The 18,865-nt window shown below is 65.9% G+C and carries 10 protein-coding genes; 4 read left to right on the top strand and 6 right to left on the bottom strand.

Going from position 1 to position 18,865, the window contains the following annotated elements; translation table 11 throughout:
* Positions 1-11 precede the first annotated feature (11 nt).
* The 3 genes from AC1RRC_RS02420 to AC1RRC_RS02430 form a co-directional block, all read right to left on the bottom strand.
* On the bottom strand, positions 12-2,366 hold the full coding sequence (locus AC1RRC_RS02420; RefSeq protein ID WP_493053649.1) for a WD40/YVTN/BNR-like repeat-containing protein: 2,355 nt from the start codon (positions 2,364-2,366) through the stop codon (positions 12-14).
* 114 nt (positions 2,367-2,480) lie between these two features.
* Positions 2,481-4,883 (bottom strand): dockerin, encoded by a 2,403-nt coding sequence (locus tag AC1RRC_RS02425; protein WP_493053650.1) that lies wholly within the window; start codon positions 4,881-4,883, stop codon positions 2,481-2,483.
* A gap of 255 nt (positions 4,884-5,138) precedes the next feature.
* Complete coding sequence (locus AC1RRC_RS02430) at positions 5,139-7,502, bottom strand: sialidase family protein (protein ID WP_493053651.1); 2,364 nt, start codon at positions 7,500-7,502, stop codon at positions 5,139-5,141.
* A gap of 488 nt (positions 7,503-7,990) precedes the next feature.
* Here AC1RRC_RS02430 and AC1RRC_RS02435 point away from each other — a divergent pair, with 488 nt between their 5' ends.
* Positions 7,991-9,907, top strand: coding sequence for an NPCBM/NEW2 domain-containing protein (locus tag AC1RRC_RS02435; RefSeq protein ID WP_493053652.1), 1,917 nt, complete (start codon positions 7,991-7,993; stop codon positions 9,905-9,907).
* A 285-nt stretch (positions 9,908-10,192) separates the two neighbouring features.
* Here the strand turns inward: AC1RRC_RS02435 and AC1RRC_RS02440 are convergent, their stop codons facing one another.
* Together AC1RRC_RS02440 and AC1RRC_RS02445 are read right to left on the bottom strand one after the other, a co-directional pair.
* The gene (locus tag AC1RRC_RS02440) at positions 10,193-10,327 is read right to left on the bottom strand and encodes a hypothetical protein (RefSeq protein WP_493053943.1); all 135 of its coding nucleotides are present in this window, start codon (positions 10,325-10,327) and stop codon (positions 10,193-10,195) included.
* A gap of 39 nt (positions 10,328-10,366) precedes the next feature.
* Entirely contained in the window at positions 10,367-11,665 is a 1,299-nt protein-coding gene (locus AC1RRC_RS02445; RefSeq protein ID WP_493053653.1) for an ABC transporter substrate-binding protein, read from the bottom strand.
* Positions 11,666-11,806: 141 nt separating this feature from the next.
* Between AC1RRC_RS02445 and AC1RRC_RS02450 the strand changes: the two genes are divergently transcribed.
* On the top strand, positions 11,807-12,499 hold the full coding sequence (locus tag AC1RRC_RS02450) for a response regulator transcription factor (RefSeq protein ID WP_493053654.1): 693 nt from the start codon (positions 11,807-11,809) through the stop codon (positions 12,497-12,499).
* Complete coding sequence (locus AC1RRC_RS02455; RefSeq protein ID WP_493053655.1) at positions 12,483-13,964, top strand: sensor histidine kinase; 1,482 nt, start codon at positions 12,483-12,485, stop codon at positions 13,962-13,964. Before AC1RRC_RS02450 ends, AC1RRC_RS02455 begins: the two co-directional genes overlap by 17 nt.
* A gap of 97 nt (positions 13,965-14,061) precedes the next feature.
* On the opposite strand, the gene AC1RRC_RS02460 is transcribed toward AC1RRC_RS02455, so the two are convergent.
* Positions 14,062-16,188 (bottom strand): beta-galactosidase, encoded by a 2,127-nt coding sequence (locus AC1RRC_RS02460; RefSeq protein ID WP_493053656.1) that lies wholly within the window; start codon positions 16,186-16,188, stop codon positions 14,062-14,064.
* Positions 16,189-16,567: 379 nt separating this feature from the next.
* Here AC1RRC_RS02460 and AC1RRC_RS02465 point away from each other — a divergent pair, with 379 nt between their 5' ends.
* On the top strand, positions 16,568-18,832 hold the full coding sequence (locus tag AC1RRC_RS02465) for a glycoside hydrolase family 3 C-terminal domain-containing protein (RefSeq protein ID WP_493053657.1): 2,265 nt from the start codon (positions 16,568-16,570) through the stop codon (positions 18,830-18,832).
* Positions 18,833-18,865 lie beyond the last annotated feature (33 nt).

The raw sequence follows: 18,865 nt of genomic DNA on the forward strand, positions 1-18,865 counted from the left end.
CGTGGCTTGAATTAATAGCTGAAGATCACGCCCCGCCCGTTGGCGGAGGCGAATACGCGTCCGGGCACGGACTGGTCGGCCGCCAGGTTGCCGATGCCGGCGTACTGGTGCTTGTCGTCGTTGATCCGGCGCCAGGTCGCGGCACCGTCATCGGAACGGTACACGCCCCACTGGCCATTGATCACGCCCACGATGTAGATCGAAGCCGAGTACGTCGCACCGGCCACCGGCCTGCCCAGCGAGATCGAGGTCGCGCTATACACTTCAGGGTACATCCACGTCGGGTTGTTGCCCCATATCGGCGCGGTCACGTTCAGCTTGGCCCAGGTCGCGCCCGAGTCCGTCGAGTGCAGGATGTTCTGGCCATCCACCACCCAGACGTCGCCTTCGGCGTTTGGGTTGACGGCGATCGTCGACGTGCCGAAGTCCGCCACCAGCGCGCCCGCGCTCTTGAACGACGCGCTCTCCGTGAACGTCTTGCCGCCGTCCGTCGAGTACCAGAAGTGCGACGTATCGGACCACTGGTTCCACCAAGCGCCGCCCGAGTTGAATGCATAGACCTTGTTCGGGTTCTTGCGGTCGGCGGCAAGGCGGTAGCCGCGGTTGATGCCCACGGACGGCAGCGGCGGCAGGTTGGTGTAGGTCCAGGTTGCACCGTTGTCGGTCGTATACGCTGGCACCGCACCGGCCGGCGACCAGACCACGTGGCCCGGCTTGGTCACCGCGAGGCTGGCCTGCTCGCCCTCGTTGGTGGCCGCATCCGGGTGCACGCTCGCGAACCGGGTCCACGTCACGCCGGAGTCGGTCGAATAGACACCGTGGATGCCCGAGGCCGTGTAACCGGGGGTGCCGACCGCCGCGATGTAGGCGGGATTCGACCACGCGGTGTCGATCCCGACGCCATTGGCGAACGTGTTCACCGGCCGGCGCGTGGCAGTCTTGAGCAGTTCGGTCTGTACGTGCACGCCGATGTCGCCCGACGCATTGAGCAACGTGTACGACGCGCCTTTGGGCGGCGTCATCAATGCCAGCGTCGCGGTTTCCTCGATGCCGGAAATCATCTCCTTCCAGGACGGCGTCGCCGACGATGCGTTGCGCGTTTCCCAGATGCCGCCCCCCGTCACGTGCAGTACGTGGTCCGGGTTGTTCGGATTGATCTCGACGTCATCGATCCAGCCGCCACCGAAGGAGTCGGGACTGTGCGGCATCTGCGCGGCGATTTCGCGCCAAGTCAGGCCGGCGTCGTCGGAAACCTGGACGATAGGCTGGCCCTGCCAGTTACCCCACGAGTTGGTGACACCCAGCGCGATGCGGGTGGTCGCGCCTGTACCGGAGACCGACAGGCCGCCCATGCCGAAGTTCACCCATTGCTGCGTATCGTAGCTCTTCAGCAGCGTCCAGTTGGCGCCATCGAACTTGTACAGGCGTGCCGGGCCGCCGGCACCCGGGCCGAGGTCCCTGGTGAACGCCACGTAGATCATGCCATCCTTGGCGCGGGCCATGTGCGGGATATGGAAACCCGCCACCGGCGTCTCCACGCCGGCCCAGGTCGCGCCGCCGTCGGTCGACTTGTACATGCTGTGGCTGAGGCCAGCCGCAATGGCGTAATCCGGCGCTACGGTCGTGTAGATGGTCTGCGTGGACGTGCCGGAGTTCGTGGTCGAGGTATCGAACAGCACGCCCTCGATGCCGCCGGACGTGCGCTGGGGCAGGGAGCCGATCTGGTCGCCCGGATACTGGAACGACGAGAGCGAGGTCACCTGGTTCCAGGTCTGGCCATGGTCGGTGCTCTTCCACAGGCCCGACGTGCGCGTGCCGTAGTACAGCACCGACGGCTTGTTCGGGTCGACCATCATGCGCTCCCCGACGGCGCGGCCCTGGTCGTTGGCGCCGACGCGGAACGGCAGGTCGACGTGCGTCCAGTTGTCGCCACGGTCGGTGGAGATGTACAGGCGGCCATTGCGGCCGGCCCAGCCGTACAAGCCTGTGCTCATGTATACGCGCTGGTCGTCGTTCGGGTCCAGGGCAATGCTTTCGCTGCCCATGTGGAAACCGTCCTGGACGCCCAGGCTATCCGTGAGAGGGATCCAGTTCGAGGCCGTGGGGTTCCAGCGGTAGATGCCGCCGATGTCGGTACGGGCATACAGGACGTCCGGGCTGGTCGGGTGGAAGACCAGCCCGGGGACGTAGCCGCCGCCGCCATACTTGACGTTTTGCCAGCGGGTGCCGGCGGCGCTGGGGACTGCGGCGCCGCCTTGTTTGGCGGCGTACGGTGGTGACTGCTCGGACGGATCGCCGCTGCCGCCGCAGGCCGCCAGCAAGGCCGCGGTGACCGCGGCCAGTGCAACGAAGTGTTTGTGCTTCATATTATCTCCTCGGGTAATTTTAATTATGGTTGCCGGCAGGATGGCGACCAGGCGCCAGGGCTCCCGCGATCCGACCGGCACGGCTAACGCGGGATATGATCGGTTGCGCTGTGCTTAGTTGGTGTAGAGCATCCCCCGACCGGTGCCGCTGAAGTAAATCCGGCCATAGGTGTTCTGGTCGGCCGCCAGCGCGCCGATGCCGCCGTACTGGTGCGCGTCGTCGTTGAAGCGCGACCAGGTCGCGCCGCCGTCGTCGGAGCGGTGGATGCCCCACACGTTGTTGATGACACCGACCACGTAGACCGCCGCCGAATACTTGGCGCCTTTCGCCGCCTTGCCCAGCGCGATGGCGCTGGCGGCCGACGTGCCGGCGCCAGGCGCGAAGTTGGCGAGCTTCTTCCAGTTGGCGCCGGAGTCGGTCGAGTGGTACACGGCGTTGCCGTCGGTCAGCCAGATGTCGCCTTCGGCATTGGGGTTGACCACCATCGACGTGGTCCACCACGCGTTAGGGGCCAGGTTCAAACCCGCCGCGCCCTGGCTCAGCGCAAAGGTGTGGCCGCCATCGGTCGATACATAAAACTTGCCTGCCGTGCCCCACGTCGCGCCGCCCGAATCATAGGCGTAGACCTTGTTCGGATTCTTGCGGTCCGCCGCCAGGCGGTAGCCCCGGCCCCAGCCGGGCGCCACGCTCGGCAGCGCCGGCAGGTTGGTCAAGTTCCAGCTGGCGCCATTGTTAGTGGTGTACGACGGCACCGAATTGGCTGGCGAGCAGATCACGTTGTTGCGCGCGGTGACCACCAGGCTCGCTTCGCCGCCGGTGTTTTGCGCGGCGCCGGCCGGCAATGAGGCAAACCGGGCCCAGGTCTTGCCGCCATCGCCCGACCAGAACGCAGTGGCGGAGTTGTTCGAATTGATCACGCCGAGGCCTGCGATGTACAGCGGGTCGGACCATGCCATGTCGGCGGCGGTGCCATTGCTCCAGCCGAGGCCGGGATTCAAGGTCGGTGTGGCGGTGAGGTCCGTATCGACCCAGGTGCCGACGTCGCCCGAGCTGTTGATCAGGATGTATGGCGCGCCGGCCGGCGGGGTGGCGATGGCAAGGACGGCGGTTTCTTCGATGCCGGCGATGCTGCCTTTCCAGCTCGGCGTGGCCGAGGACGCGTTTTTCGTCTCGACGATACCGCCGCCATGCACGTGCAGGATGTGGTCGCGGTTGGACGGGTCGATCTCAACGTCGTCGACCCAGCCCGACGCGGTTTCGCCCGGCATGGTCGCTTCGATTTCGCGCCAGGTCTTGCCGGCGTCGTCCGACAACTGGACGATTTGCTGGCCGTTCCAGCTGCCCCAGGAGTTCGTCACGCCCAGCGCAATGCGGGTGGTGGCGCCGCTGCCGTGGACGGACACGCCGCCGAGCCCAAAGTTCAGGCCGTTGACCGGGTCCACGCTCTTGAGCAGGGTCCAGTTGGCGCCGTCGAACTTGTAGAGACGGCCGGGCCCGCCGGCGCCCGGCCCGGTATCCTTGGTGAACACGACATAGAACATGCCGTCCGCGGCGCGCACCATATGGGGAGTGTGGTAGCCGGATACCGGTGTCGCGACCGGGGACCAGCTGGCGCCGCCGTCGGTGGATTTGTACATGTTCGCGCTCAGGCCCGCCACCTTGGCATAGTCCGGGGCGATGGCGGTATAGATGGCCTGGGTGGCCGTGCCGGTGCCGCGGGTGCCGGTGTCGTACACCACCAGTTCGACGCCCATGCCGCCGCCCGCCGCGCCGAACTGGTCGGACGTCATCTTGGCCGCCGACAGCGACGTGACTTGCGCCCACGTCTGGCCGGAATCCGCGCTTTTCCACAGGCCGGCCGTGCGTGAACCGAAGAACAAGGTCGATGGCTTGTTGGGGTCGACCATCAGGCGTTCGCCCATGGCGCGGCCCGGATTATTGCCGCCCAGCGGGAAGGGCAGGTCGACATGGGTCCAGGTGGCGCCGCGGTCCCTGGAGATGTAGAGGCGGCCGTTGCCCTCGAACGTGTACATGCCGGTGGCCATGTAGACCAGTTGGTCGTTGTTCGGGTCGAGGGCGATGCTTTCGATACCATGGAAGCGGCTCTCGTTCGCGCCGAAACCCAGGCCATCGGTGAGCGGCGTCCATGAGGACGTGGCCTGGTTCCAGCGGTAGGCGCCGCCGATGTCGGTGCGGGCGTATAACAGGTTGGCGCTGGTGGGGTGGTAGACCAGGCCGGTGACATAGCCGCCGCCGCCGAACTGCACACTGTTGAACGTGGCGGGCCCGGATGTCGCGGCTCCGCCGTCGGGTGGCGTGGTCGGTGTGGTCGGCGTCACCGCGCCGGTGTCGGGCGGGGTGGTTGGTGTGACGGGGGGCGTGACGGGCGCCGTGGCAGTGCCCGGCTGGCTGGCAGTCGGGGCCGCTGGCGCTGCGCCGCCGCCGCCACCGCACGCCGCCAGCAGGGCGGCGAGCAGGGCAGGGACGGCGAGCGTGATGCGGTGTTTCGGATTCAAGGTGTATCTCTCCAGCAATGGGTTATTGGTTCGAGTTTTCCGGTACCGCATGCCGGGTGTGGTCACTGCCGGAACGATGTTCATACCGCGCGCCCATTTGTTAATGTGGCTTAACTCCATGTTGAATCATGCAAGCGGCAGCGCTGCACTGCAATTGCGAAAGTAAACAATGCGTCATATGAAATTGAATAAAAAAACGGAGGCACACGGCCTCCGTTGCTCACGTCACGGACGTGCGGCTGCTTAGCTGCTTACTTAGTTGGTGTAGATGATGCCGCGGCCGGCGCCACTGAAGTAGATGCGGCCGTAGGTGTTCCAGTCCCCCGCGATCACGCCGATGCCGCCGTACTGGTGCGCGTTGTCGTTGAAGCGCGACCAGGTGGCGCCGGCGTCATCGGAACGCCACACGCCCCACACGCCGCTCCTCGTGCCCACGACGTAGACCGCAGCCGAGTACGAGGAGCCAGCCGCCGCCTTGCCCAGCGCGATCCGGGTGGCGCCTTGCAGCGCCCCCGTCGAACCGTTGGCGGCTACCGTCGCGAAGCCGGACAGCTTGGTCCAGTTCGTGCCCGAATTGGTCGAGTGGTACACGGCGTCGCCGTCGGCCACCCAGAGGTCGCCCGCGGCGTTGGGATTGCCCACCATCGTCGTGATCCCGAATTCATTGCGGGCGAAGTTCGCCGCGACCGAACCCTGGACCAGCGCGAACGAATGGCCGCTATCGGTCGACAGGTAGACCTTGCCCGTCGTGTTGTTCCACCACGCGCCGCCCCCGTCGAAGGCGTAGACCTTGTTCGGGCTCTGGCGGTCGACGACCAGGCGATAGGCGTTATTCAGGCCGCCATTGGGCGTGGGCAGACCGCTGACCTGGGTCCAGCTGGCGCCATTGTTGGTGGTGTAGGAGGGGATCGAGTTGGCGGGCGCCCAGACGACGTTGTTGCGCGATGTCGTCACGATGCTGGCCGTGTCGGCGTGGTTGGTGGAGGCGCCGGCCGGGAGCGATGCGAAGTTCGACCACGTGACCCCGCTGTTACCGGACCAGGAGCCGTAGGCGGTCACGGGCGTGTTGTTGGTGATCCCGACCGCGACGATATAGCTCGGGTCGGACCACAACACGTCGGCGGCGTCGCCATTGCCCCACGCGCTGTTGGGCGTCCTGGTCGGTGTCGCCGCGAGGTCGGTCTGGACCCAATTGCCGATATCGCCCGCGCTGTTGACGAACTTGTATGAGGCGCCGGCGGGCGGCGTGACGAGTGCCAAGGTCACGGTTTCCTCCAGGTTGTTGACCGGCGCATCCCAACCCGGCGCGGCCGCCGACGCATTCCAGGTTTCCCAGACGCCGCCGCCGTGGACGTGCAGGATGTGATCCTTGTTGGTCGGATCGATCTCGACGTCGTCCACCCAGCCCCGGTAGCCGCCGCTGCCCCAGTGCGTCATGCCGTCCGCGATTTCGCGCCAGGTGCCGGGGGCGCCGGCGCTGTCGGACAGCTGGACCACCGGCTGGCCGGCGTTCCATGTGGTCACGGTCAGCGCGACGCGGGCCGTCGCGCCGCTGCCGTGGACGGACACGCCGCTGTAGCCGCCCTGCGTGGTGGTGGTGAGCTGGGTCCAGTTCTCGCCAAAGCTGATGCCGCCGAACTTGTAGAGGTAGCCGGGACCGCCGGCGCCCTCACCGGTGTTCTTGTTGAATACCACGTAGTAGTTGCCGTCGCTGGCGCGCACCATGTGCGGGACGTAGTAGCCGGACACGTTGGACGGCACCGGCACCGGCGTCCACGAGGCGCCGCCGTTCTGGGACTTGTACATGGTCGAGGTCAGGCCGGCCTTCTGCACGTACTCCGGCGCGATGAAGGCATACATGTTCCACGTCGTACCGCCGCCGCCCGTGCCCGAATTGTCGAGCACGATCTGCTCGACGCCAATCGGAGCGGTACCCAGTCCCATGATCTCGCTGCCGGTCAACACCTTGCTCGACAACCCGGTCTGGGTCCAGGTCTGGCCCGAGTTCGTGCTCTTCCACAGGCCGGCCGTGCGCGAGGCGTAGAACATCGTCGACGGATTGGTCGGGTCGAGCTTCAGGCGTTCGCCGATGGCGCGGCCGCTCTCGTTGGCGCCCACCGGGAACGGCAGGTCGTAGTGGGTCCAGCTGGCGCCGCGGTCTTGCGACACATAGATGCGGCCGTTGAACAGGGCGGAGCCGTCCCAGTTGTGCGTGGTCAAACCCGAGACCATGTACACCTTATTGTCGTTGGTCGGATCCAGCGCCAGGCTTTCGACACCGTGGTAGGTGCCTTCGCCCGGGCCGAACCCGATGCCGTCGGTAAGCGGCGTCCACGAGCCGCCGCCGTCCCAGCGGTAGACGCCGCCGACGTCGGTGCGGGCATACATGACGTTATAGCTGGTCGGATGGTAAATCAGGCCGGTGACGTAGCCGCCGCCGCCCCATTTCACGCTCGTATAACTGGCGGCCGCCGGGCCGGCCCCCTGGGAATGGCGCGGCGCCGTGGTGCTGCCGATGGCGTCGTTGTCGGAACCACCGGCGCAACCGGTGATCACGCCGGCCACAAGGGTCGCCAACAGGGCTGGGATGACGAGTTTGGCGTTGTACTTCGCTTGCATACTGTTCTCCTCCAAATGGAATTTTTATTTGATGACTGCGGTACTGCTTCACTGATTACTACAACGTAGCCATATTAACGAAAAATTCACGTCAAATTAAGCTACATTAACGCCATCTAAGCATGGGTGCCAGGCAATGTCAATTGTGTCTGCATTGATGGGTGATACTCGGTTGCGGAAAATCAAACTCCGCGCCGAGGCGCGGAAGTCAAAACGGCCAAGGAGAGCGGCGGGCAGGGCCGCGACGGCGAGGAGCAGGCCCCTTGGGTGAAGTCCCGTCATGCCTCATGGTGCAAGTGGCCGCATTGCACGGCAATTGCGAAAGTAGCCAATGTGGCCAATGAAATTGATCAAACGGCAGGGCGGGCCGGGGCGCGTCGCGTGGGGCGCCGAATCAGCGCATTGACACGAGAAAAATACTCGGCTTACACTGTGTTAATGTTGAGTTAAGTTATATGAATCTATACCGTTGATACTGGAGATTGTTGATGTCGCAGAAACACCCCCCACGCTGCTGGCCCCGCCTGGCATTGATTCCCTTGTGCCTGGCGGCGGCGCTGTCGCACGCCGCGACCGACCCGCTGGCGCCGACCGCGCGCTGGAGCGCCTATACCGCCGGACGCGCCGCCACGCCGCCGATGGGCTGGAGCACCTGGAACGCGTTCGGCACCGATATCGACGAAGCCAGGATCCTCGGCTCGGCCCAGCGCATCGTCGACAGCGGCCTGGCGGCCAAGGGCTACCGCTACATCAATATCGATGACGGCTGGGCCACGCGCCGCGAGGAGAAGGACGGCCACCTGGTGATCCGCGCCGACCGCTTCCCTTCGTCCGCCACCGGCGGGCGCAGCACGTTCCGCCCGTTCACCGACAAGGTCCATGCGATGGGCCTGAAAGCCGGCATCTATTCCGACCTGGGCCGCAACACCTGTGCCCAGGCGTATTCCGGCGACAATCCCGACTTGCCCAAGGGCAGTGTGCTCGAGCGCGAAGTCGGCCTGTACGGCCATATCGACCAGGACATCAAGCTGTTCTTTGCCGACTGGGGTTTTGACTACATCAAGGTCGATGGCTGCGGCTTGCGCGCCTACGGCGCCAACAGCCCGAAAGTCGCGTCGGGCCAGTACCGCGCCCTGAAACCCGTGCTGGACCTGGAATCGGTCAGCCGCTCCGACATCGGCGCCGTGCAGGAAGAGTTTGCGCAGATTAACGCGGCGCTGGTGCGCAACAATCCCGATGGCGACTACCTGCTGTCCCTGTGCGTGTGGGGCGCCGCCAACGTGCGCGCCTGGGGCAAGAACGTCGGCAACTTGTCCCGCACCAGCGACGACATCACGCCATCCTGGGCCCGCCTGCTGAGCAACTTCGACAGCGCGGCCAAGCGCGAACTGTATGGCCATCCCGGCGGCTGGAACGATCCGGACATGCTGTACATCGGCAAGGGCGACTTCGACGGCGCCCACCTGGTGGAGGCAAGGTCGCACTTCTCGCTGTGGGCCATGCTCAATGCGCCGCTGATGCTGGGCGCCGACTTGCGGACCACGCCGGCCGCGCTGATGGACATCGTTGGCAATGCCGACATCATCGCGCTCAACCAGGACCCGGCCGGCAACCAGGCCACGCTGGCGTATGACGCCGACGATTTGCAAATCCTCGTCAAGCAACTGGCGTCCGGCCAGAAGGCCGTCGCCATCTTCAACCGGGGCCTGGGCCCGATCGACGTGGACTTGAATGCCGCGCACCTGAAACTGCGCGACGATGCGCCGATCACCCTGACCGACCTGTGGAGCCGCGCCGACACCACCTTCACCAATGAGACCAAGATCCGGGTCGCGCCGCGCGAGACGCGGGTATTCCGGGTCCAGGGCCAGCGCCTGCTGGCGCAGGGTGTTTATCTGTCGGAGCAACCGGGCAGCGTGAATCCGGCGGTCGACGGCGTGACCGTCCCGCAAGCCGACCCCACGGTGTTCCGCTCGTCGGCCGCGTGGTCCGGCACCAAGAGCGCGGGCGAACGGCCGATGTATGCCGGCTGGGGCGGCGCGCGCGCCGACAGCACGCCATACGGCCAGATCCTGCAGGTGGCGGGACACGCCTATCCGGCGGGGATCGGCATCCTGGCCAATTCGCGGCTGGAAGTGCGCAACCATGGCTACCGCGGCTTCAGCGCCCAGGTCGGCGTCGACGATTCCGCGCGCGACCGCAAGCATGGCGTCACCTTCATGGTGTACGGCGACGGCAAGCTGCTGGCAACGAGTAAGGCCTTGCGCTGGGGCCAGCCGGCGCAAACCCTGTCGGCCGACGTGGCCGGGGTCAAGGTGGTCGAACTGGTGGCGCGCAGCGCGGCCGTCAACAACGAACTGCTGCCGGTGACCTGGGGCGGGGCGGCGTTGCTGACGGGCCGTTAACACCGGCGACCGGGCCCTGGTGCCATTGGCGGCCGGGGCCCCGATTCCGTCGTGGTTGTGAATCAATCGCGGACAGGATTACGTAGGGCGGTTTTGCGGAGCAAAGCCGCCATGCGTGCGTTGCCGCAACGCGGGCAGTACCTTCCTGCGAGCGTGGCGGCTTCCTGCGGAAACCGCCCTACGTATTTGGCGCCGGCTGTACCGTCAATAGCGCGGTGGGCGCCGGGGCATCCAATACGCTTGCCGGCGTGACCTAAGAGCGCACAGCGCGTCATCCGGCATGCATCACTTCCTCGGCGACAGCTGCAGCATCACGATATCGCGTCTCGGCACCGTCACGTTCAGCGGCGTTGCCGTGGTGCCCGCCGCCTTGCCGGCCCACAGGTCGCGGATCTCGTAGTTGTCAATGGCAATGGCAATGGCTAACCGCTCGGTCGCGGCCGGGCGCGGCCTTACGCCTCAGGCGGGCGGGCGCTGGCTGGCGTGATGCCGGCGGGCGGTGGCGGCCAGGCGTTCCAGGGTGGCGTGCGCGGTGATGCGGTCGTCGCGCCAGTAGGCGCTGACCGCTTCGCGCATGGCGTCTTCGACCGCCGGCGGCACCGCCATGGAAATGCCGGGTACCAGGGAGTGCGCGCGGGCGGACGCCTGGAACGCGCTGCCCGACAGCTTCGCGCAGCGGTCGAACCTGGCCAGGTTCACGTCCAGCCGGACCGGGATCGATCCCTTGTCCAGGTTGAATTCCTCTTGCACGGCCGGCGACAGCAGCGCGGCGGCGAAGTCCCGCTGCGCGGCGGCCTTGGCGCCGCTGTTCACCTTGAACATGGCGAAGGAATCGACCGCGAAGGAAAAGGCTTTTGCCGTCCCCGGCGCCGGCACGCAGGTGAATTCCAGGCCGGAAGCGTGCTGCGCCGCGAGGAACACCGGCTTGGCCCAATCCCCCATCAATTGCATGCCGGCTTCCCCCTTGGCGAGTTTCTGGGACGCCCAGATCCAGTCGCGGCCGAAGGTGGCGGGCGCGGTATAGGCCTTGATGCGGCGGAAGGTCCGCAACGCCTGCTCCATGACGGGCCCGGCCAGCGCTTGCGGATCCAGCGCGACGAACGCCTTGCGGTGGAAATCCGGTCCCCCGACCCCCAGCGCCACCGTTTCGAACAGCAGGAAATCCTGCCACGGCTGGCCGCCATGCGCGACAGCCGTGTAGCCGGCCCGCTGCATGGCGTCGGCGGCGGCAAAGAATTCATCCCAGGTGGCCGGCACGCGCGCGCCAGCCTGGTGCAGGATGCGCAAATTGATCCACAGCCAGTTGAGCCGGTGGACGTTGACCGGCACCGCGACGTAGCTGCCCTTGAACTTCACGGCGTCGCTGACCGGCTTGGGCAGCACCTGGTCCCAGCGCCCGGCGCGCGCCACCTCGTCCATCCTGGCCAGCGCGCCTTGCTGCGCCCACTGCTGGATCACCGGCCCCCTGATCTGCGCCGCCGACGGCGGATTGCCCGACAGGACGCGTGAGCGCAGCAGCGAGACTGCCAGGCCGTTGCCGCCGTCCGCCACCGCGAAATCCTTCCAGGTATGGCCCTGACGCTGCAGCGTCGACTTCAGCAGGGCGGCCGCCTTGGCGTCGTTGCCGACTTCCCAGTAATGCAGCACTTCGATCTCGCCGCCGTGCACGGCGCAGACGGCGCATGCGGTCAACAGCGCGATTGCGGCGCGCCATCCGGCCCGGAACGGGCGCATCGGTCGACAGGTGGAATGGGCCATGGCTCTTCTGTGGGGCGGCGTCCGGCGGTCTCTTGCGCCGGCTTGTCCGGACATGTTAACGCGCTATCGGTGTCCTGTGAAGCGCTTCTCCACGCGCCGCGTCCGATTGTAAGGCGGCTCCGTATCCGTTAATATAGCTAAATGCAACTTTTACTTGCCGAAGACGACCCCATTCTTGCCAACGGCTTGATTGCGCAACTGAATGGCGCGGGATTTACCGTGGAGCATGCTCCGAATGGCCCGGTGGCAGAATTCCTGCTGGGCCGGCAACATTTCGATATCGCCATCCTCGACCTGGGCCTGCCGATGATCGACGGGCTCACCGTGCTGAAGACCTTGCGCGCGACGCGGCCCGATTTGCCGGTGGTGGTGCTGACCGCTCTCGACAAGCTCGACAGCCGCGTGGCGGGCCTGAACGCCGGCGCCGACGATTACATGACCAAGCCGTTCGACTTCCCTGAGCTCGAGGCACGCCTGCGCGCCGTGCTGCGGCGTGCCAGGCCGGGCGCCGTGCAGCACGACGTGGCGGTGCAGGGCCTGCATTTCGACCGCGCCACGCGGCGCGCCGTCGTCGATGGCGAGCCGGTCGAACTCAGTCCGCGCGAAGCCACGCTGCTGGAATTGCTGATGGCGCAATTCGAGAAAGTCATCACCAAGGAGCAGATCGCCGCCGCCTGGTCCGGCGATGGCGGCGAAGTCGGCGGGGGCAACACGGCGGAAGTGCATATCCACCGCCTGCGCCGCAAGCTCGAGGGCTCGGGGCTGGAAATCCGCACGGTGCGCGGGCTGGGATACTTGCTGGCCACCGAACATGCCCATGGACGACCGGCCTGAAGCAGGCGTCCCGCAGCCTGGCCGCTTTCCCCCCCGCAATGGCTCATTGCGGCGCCAACTGCTGATCTGGGTATTGCTGCCGCAACTGGTGCTGTGGGGCGCCGGCGGCGTCGCCACGTACCGCCTGGCGGTCAACTACGTCAACCAGGCGGCGGACGCCACCTTGTCGCAGGCCAGCCGCGCGCTGGCGCGGCGCGTGAAACCGATCGGCAGCGGCCTGCTGATCGATTTCCCCCGGGCCGCGCAAGACATCCTCGAGACCGATCCCAACGACCGGCTGTTTTATATGGTCAGCACGCCGCCCGGCGAATTTGTGCTTGGCAACAGCAACCTGCCGATGCCGCCGAAGGCGATGCGGCCGCGCCCCGATGCGCCGTATTTCTATGACGGCGAAATCGCGTCGCCCGACGAGCCCGGGCAACCCGGCAGCGCGCCGGGGGCGGTGGTCAAGGTGCGGATTGCCGCCTTGTACCTGGCGGATGGCGAGCCGGATGGCAAACAGCAATGGATGCTGGTCCAGGTCGCGCGCGGCATGGCGCCGCGCGAAGACCTCTTCAAATTGATCCTGATCGACACGCTGCTGCCGCTGTCCGCCCTGATTCCGCTGATGACCATGATTGTCTGGGTCGGCACCGGGGCCGGCCTCAAGCCGCTGCTGCGCTTGCGCAAGGAAGTCGAAGGGCGCTCGCCGGTCGACCTGGCCCCGCTGCACGTAGAATCGGCGCCGCAGGAAGTGCGGTCGCTGGTGCGGGCCTTGAATGAACTGCTGGCCTCGGTGCGCCAGAACGTTCATGCGCAACAACGCTTTATCGCCGATGCGGCGCACCAGTTGCGTACGCCACTGGCCGGATTGAAGAGCCAGACGGCGCTCGCGATGGCGGCCACCCGCGACCCGGAGTTGCTGGCGCGCCTGCGGCTGGTGGACCAGAGCGCGGCGCGCGGCGCCCACCTGATCAGCCAGCTGTTGATGCTGGCGCGCGCCGACCCCGATGCGGCGGCGGCCAGCGAGATGGCGCCGCTGGATGTCGTTCCGTTCGTGCGGGAAATTGTGGCCGAGTTCGTCCCGCGCGCGATGCGTGCGCGGATCGACCTGGGCATGGACGACGTGCCGGATCCGCCTGAACCGCTGCGCATCAACGCGGTTGCCCTGTTGCTGAAGGAAGCCTTGGCCAACGTGATCGACAACGCCGTCAAGTACACCGGCAGCGGCGGCGTGATCACGGTGCAGGTCAGGCCCGATGGCGGCGACGTGCTGATCGTCGTCAGCGACAATGGCCCCGGCATTGCGCCGGCCGACCGCGCCCGGGTATTCGAGCGGTTTGTCCGGGCCACCGACCAGGGAGAGGGCTGCGGCCTTGGCCTGGCCATCGTGCGCGACATCGTGGCGCGGCATGGCGGCAGCGTGACCCTGGACGGCGCGCCGCCGCACGGATTGCAGGTGGCGCTGCGCCTGCCCAAGCTGTAAGCGGGGCCGGAGCAGGCGCCGGCCCGGCCGGCCGCGCTTACTTGGCGGCGGCCTTGCCGGCGGACTTGTCCGCTCACTTATCCGTTCACTTGCCCGCTTACTTGCCCGCCTCCTCGATAATCGCAAGGTCCCATGGCCCCAGCGTGATGCTGTCGCCAGTGGCGGTGCGTTTGCCGGTCAACAAGTCCGCGCCCGGCTTGCGCGCATAGCTGAACGTGGCATCCTTGCCGGAATAGTTGAAGTAATAGTGGACCTGCCGCTGATAGCCATTGGTGCCGGTGCGCGTGCGGATGCTGTCCGGCAGTTGCTGGTCGGCGCCGACCAGCCCCAGCTCCTGCAAGGACGACTTCAGCACGGCCTTTTGCAATGTATCGGACAGGAACGTGCCTTCATAGACGATCTTGCCCGCGCCATACTGGTTCGACGTGATCGCCGGCCAGCGGCCGAAGAAGTGGTGGTCGTAGTACGCCAGCGCCTTGGCGGTGTCGAGTTGCAGGAACTCCGCCCAGTGCTGCACTTTATTGTCGCCGCCGGCCTGGAACGGGTCGTCTTTCAGCGCCAGGGGTTGCGCCAGGTTGGAGAATTCCTGGTAGTGGAAGCCCAGCGCTTCGCGCAGGGGGCCGGGCGCCATGGTCCAGCGCACCGCCGCGTTTTCATTGGCAAAGCCGCTCTTGAACGACATCACCACGTGGCCGCCCTTGCGCACATAGTCCGTGATGCGCTTGAGCAGCGCATCGTCCGCCACGTACAGCGGCGGCACGATCAGCATTTTATAGCGCGAGAAATCCTGTTCTTCCGGGAATACGAAATCGGCGCCGACATTCATGTCATACAGCTGGCGGTGCACCTGGCGCACCACGGAACCGTAGTCGGCCTTGGTGCCGTTGCCGCCCCACTGGCTGTCCTTGGCGAAGGGCATGTCGTTGAGCGCGTTCAGCGAGTCGCGGCTCCACAGGATCGCGACGTCGTTGCGGATCTTCAGGTTGACCAGGCGCGGGCCGATCTTTTGCAATTCCTTGCCGGTGCGGCTCATTTCCGCATAGGCGCGGTTCGGCTCCAGGTCGTGCGACAGCACGCCTTTCCAGTAGGTTTCCTGGTTGGCGTGGATCGACGACCAGTGCCAGTATTCCACCATGTTCGAACCGTTGGCCAGGTGCGTATAGACGTCCTGGCGGAACTGGCCGTCATACGGCGGAAACTGGAACGACGAACTCCAGTCGGTGGTTTGCGCATTGGTTTCCGTGACCAGGAAATTGCCCTGCTTGAGCGAGCGCGTGAAGTCGGCCTGCAGGGTCTGGTCGGCGCCGTTGTAGTACTCGCGCTGGCCCCAGTGATAAATGTTCACGGCCGGCATGTCGAGCGCCTTCGACACGGCTTCCTCGTTGACGTCGTTGTGCATCGCGCCGGCGAAATCGTGGGTGACGAACTGGCGCGGTGACGCGCATTCGCGGATCAGTTGCGCCTGCCAGTGCAGGAAGTTCGTGACGCGCTGTTGGCCCCAGCGCGACCATTCGAGTTTATAGCCGGTGCTTTGCGCGCCGTCCGGGCGCGGCAGGTCGGTCCAGCTATGGATGCCCTGGCCCCAGTAGTTCAGGAACCAGGCCTTGTTGAGCGCTTCCGGGGTGCCGAATTTTTTCTCCAGGTGGTGCTGGAAACGGATGAACACATCGTCGTTGGCGGCGCCATAGGTGCTGGTTTCATTGTCGACCTGCCAGCCGATGACGTGCGGGTTGTCCTTGTAGCGCGCCGCGATCTTGCGGATCAGGCGTTCCGCGTAAAACCGGTAGGCCGGCGCATCGGTGTTCATGTTCTGCCGCATGCCGTACGTGTTTTTTGCGCCATTGAACTTTTGCGCCAGGATTTCCGGGTGCTGACGCGCCATCCAGGCGGGCACCGAATACGTCGGCGTGCCCATGATGACCTTGATGCCGGCCTTGCCCATGGCGTCGATGACCCGGTCCATCCACGCATAGTCGAAGCGGCCGTCTTCCGGTTCCCACAGGCTCCACGTGGATTCGCCCAGGCGCACCACGTTGAAGCCGGCGGCCTTCATCATTTGCACGTCTTTTTCCAGCCGCTCGTACGGCATGTACTCGTGGTAGTACGCGGCGCCATACAGGATGGTCGGGAATTCCGGCACGGCGGAGGCCGTGGCGGCCGCCGTTGTGCCGGCGGCGGTGAGCGCGCATGCCAGCGCGAAGGAGAGCAGTGTCCGTTTCAGCATCGTTGTCTTCCTGGTGTCGGTTGTGGTCCTGCGGCGGGGCAGGCCATGGGTAGCCTATTGTGCGGATGCGGGCGGGGCGGGCGCAATTATGAAAACCGTCGGATACGCCAATGTTTTTCCGTAGGCCGGAGCGGGAACCACCACGGCGTGGCCGCGAGGCGCGCCGGCTGTGCAATTTCATGGTCCCCGTTGGCGGTTTTTGCAATTGCCGCGGGGGGCCGGCCGCCCACACAATACATTCCAGCAAGCATGAACGGCCGCATGGCTTGGAATGCTTTGCCAGTTTCAACGTGTAGTCTCCAACTGCCCTTGCCGGTAGTTTTTTTCGGGGCGGCTTCGGCCGCCCTATTTTTTTTGAATTGTTGGTGGTAAAAAACTGATGAAACTGAAGAAAAGAATCACCTGGTTGTCGGCCGCCGCGGCCCTGTGCTGTGGCGCCGTGTCGGCCACCGAAACAGGCGCCCATCGGGCGCCCGCCGACAAGCCCTGGCTCGATGCGCGCCTGCGTTCCAGTGAACGCGCCGACCTGGCGGTGCGCGCCATGACCCTGGATGAAAAACTCAAGCTGGTGTACGGCTACCTGGGCGCGGACATGGAGTCGAAAAAGACCAAGCGCCCGGCCGAAGCCCACGTCCAGTCGGCCGGCTTTGTCTACGGCGTGCCCCGGCTGGGCATCCCGCACTTGCGCGAAACCGATGCCGGCATCGGCGTGGCCAGCCAGGCCGGTCCGGATGCGCGGCCCGCCACGGCGCTGCCGTCCGGCCTGAACACCGCCGCCACCTGGGACCTGCACACCGCCTATGCCGGCGGGGCCATGATCGGCGCGGAAGCGCGCCACTATGGCTTCAACGTGTTGCTGGCCGGCGGCGTCAACCTGATGCGCGAACCGCGCAACGGGCGCAATTTCGAATATGGCGGCGAAGATCCGCTGTTGGCCGGCAAAATGGTGGGGGCGCAAATCCGTGGCATCCAGTCCAATCGCGTGATTTCCACGCTCAAGCATTTCGCGCTGAACGACCAGGAAAGCGGTCGCACCACGCTCGACGTGAAGATCAGCGACCAGGCGGCGCGCATGTCGGACTTGCTGGCGCTGCAGATCGCCAACGAAGAAGGCAAGCCCGGCTCGGTCATGTGCGCCTACAACAAGGTCAACGGCCTCTACAGCTGCGAAAGCCCCTACCTGTTGACTGAAGTGCTGAAGCAGGACTGGGGCTTCAAGGGCTGGGTGATGTCGGACTGGGGCGCGGTGCACAGCACGATCCCGGCCGCCAATGCGGGGCTGGACCAGCAGTCCGGCATGCCGTTCGACCTGGCCGACTATTTCGGCCCGCCGTTGAAGGAAGCGGTGCAGAACGGCTGGGTGCCGCAGGCGCGGCTGGACGACATGGCGCGCCGCATTGTGTATGCGATGTTCGAACATGGCGTGGTGGACCACCCGGTGGCGATGGCGCCGGAAAAAATCGACTTCAAGGCCAACGCGGCGGTGTCGCTGAAGGATGCGCAGGAAGGCATGGTGCTGCTGAAGAATAGCGCGAATGTCTTGCCGCTGGATAAAAGCGTCAAGCGCGTGGCCGTAATCGGCGGCTATGCCGACAAGGGCGTGCTGGCCGGCGGCGGATCGTCGCTGGTGTATCCGGCCGGCGGCAACGCGGTGCCGGGGCTGGAGCCGAAGCATTGGCCGGGGCCGGTGATGGTGTATCCGTCGCCGCCACTGAAGGCAATCCGGGAGCGCCTGCCGCATGCCGTGGTCACCTTCCATGACGGCGCGGATCCCGCCGCCGCCGCGAAGGTGGCGCGGGAAGCCGATGTGGCGCTGGTGTTCGCCACCCAGTGGACCGGCGAAGCCATGGATGTGCCGAATTTGTCGCTGCCGAACAAGCAGGACGAGTTGATCGCCGCGGTGGCGGCCGCCAATGGCAAGACCGTGGTGGTGCTGGAAACCGGCGGCCCGGTCACCATGCCATGGCTGAACAAGGTGCCGGCCGTGCTGGAAGCATGGTATCCGGGCACCAGCGGCGGCGAAGCGATTGCCAGCGTGCTGTTTGGCGAAGTCAATCCGTCCGGCCACCTGCCGGCCACGTTCCCGGCTTCCGAAGCGCAATTGCCGCGTCCGGTGCTCGACGGCTATCCGCATGTCGAACACCACCGCTTCGACGTCGACTACCACGAAGGCGCGGCGGTTGGCTACAAATGGTTCGATTTGAAAGGACACACGCCGCTGTTCCCGTTCGGCCATGGCTTGTCGTACACGCAATTCACGCTGACGGACCTGAAGGCCGGCGTCAAGGATGGCGTGTTGCACGCCGCGTTCTCGGTCAAGAATACCGGCAAGGTGGCCGGCAAGGAAGTGGCCCAGGTCTATGTGGCGCCGGTCAACGCGCAATGGGAAGCGCCGAAACGCCTGGTGGGATTCCACAAGGCCGACGTCAAGCCCGGCGCCGCCGCCAAGGTCTCGCTGTCGGTCGATCCGCGCCTGCTGGCCATGTACGATTCGGCCAGCAAGACGTGGAAAGTCGCCAAGGGCGATTACAAGGTGATCCTGGCGGCCGATGCGGCCGGCAGCCAGGCGGCCAGCCAGGTGGTGCACCTGGAGGCGGCGGCCTATGACCTGCACGGCAAGCCGCTGCGCGGCGCGCCACGCTAAGGCAGGACAGGGCGGCTTGGCGCGAGAGCCACA

The sequence above is a fragment of the Pseudoduganella sp. GW821-FHT12E03 genome (assembly GCF_058807115.1).

Bases quoted from the DNA above. Each gene is read 5' to 3' on its own strand.
- AC1RRC_RS02420 (WP_493053649.1), bottom strand. From the start codon at position 2,366: ATGAAGCACAAACACTTCGTTGCACTGGCCGCGGTCACCGCGGCCTTG.
- AC1RRC_RS02430 (WP_493053651.1), bottom strand. From the start codon at position 7,502: ATGCAAGCGAAGTACAACGCCAAACTCGTCATCCCAGCCCTGTTGGCG.
- AC1RRC_RS02435 (WP_493053652.1), top strand. From the start codon at position 7,991: ATGTCGCAGAAACACCCCCCACGCTGCTGGCCCCGCCTGGCATTGATT.
- AC1RRC_RS02445 (WP_493053653.1), bottom strand. From the start codon at position 11,665: ATGGCCCATTCCACCTGTCGACCGATGCGCCCGTTCCGGGCCGGATGG.
- AC1RRC_RS02450 (WP_493053654.1), top strand. From the start codon at position 11,807: ATGCAACTTTTACTTGCCGAAGACGACCCCATTCTTGCCAACGGCTTG.
- AC1RRC_RS02455 (WP_493053655.1), top strand. From the start codon at position 12,483: ATGGACGACCGGCCTGAAGCAGGCGTCCCGCAGCCTGGCCGCTTTCCC.
- AC1RRC_RS02460 (WP_493053656.1), bottom strand. From the start codon at position 16,188: ATGCTGAAACGGACACTGCTCTCCTTCGCGCTGGCATGCGCGCTCACC.
- AC1RRC_RS02465 (WP_493053657.1), top strand. From the start codon at position 16,568: ATGAAACTGAAGAAAAGAATCACCTGGTTGTCGGCCGCCGCGGCCCTG.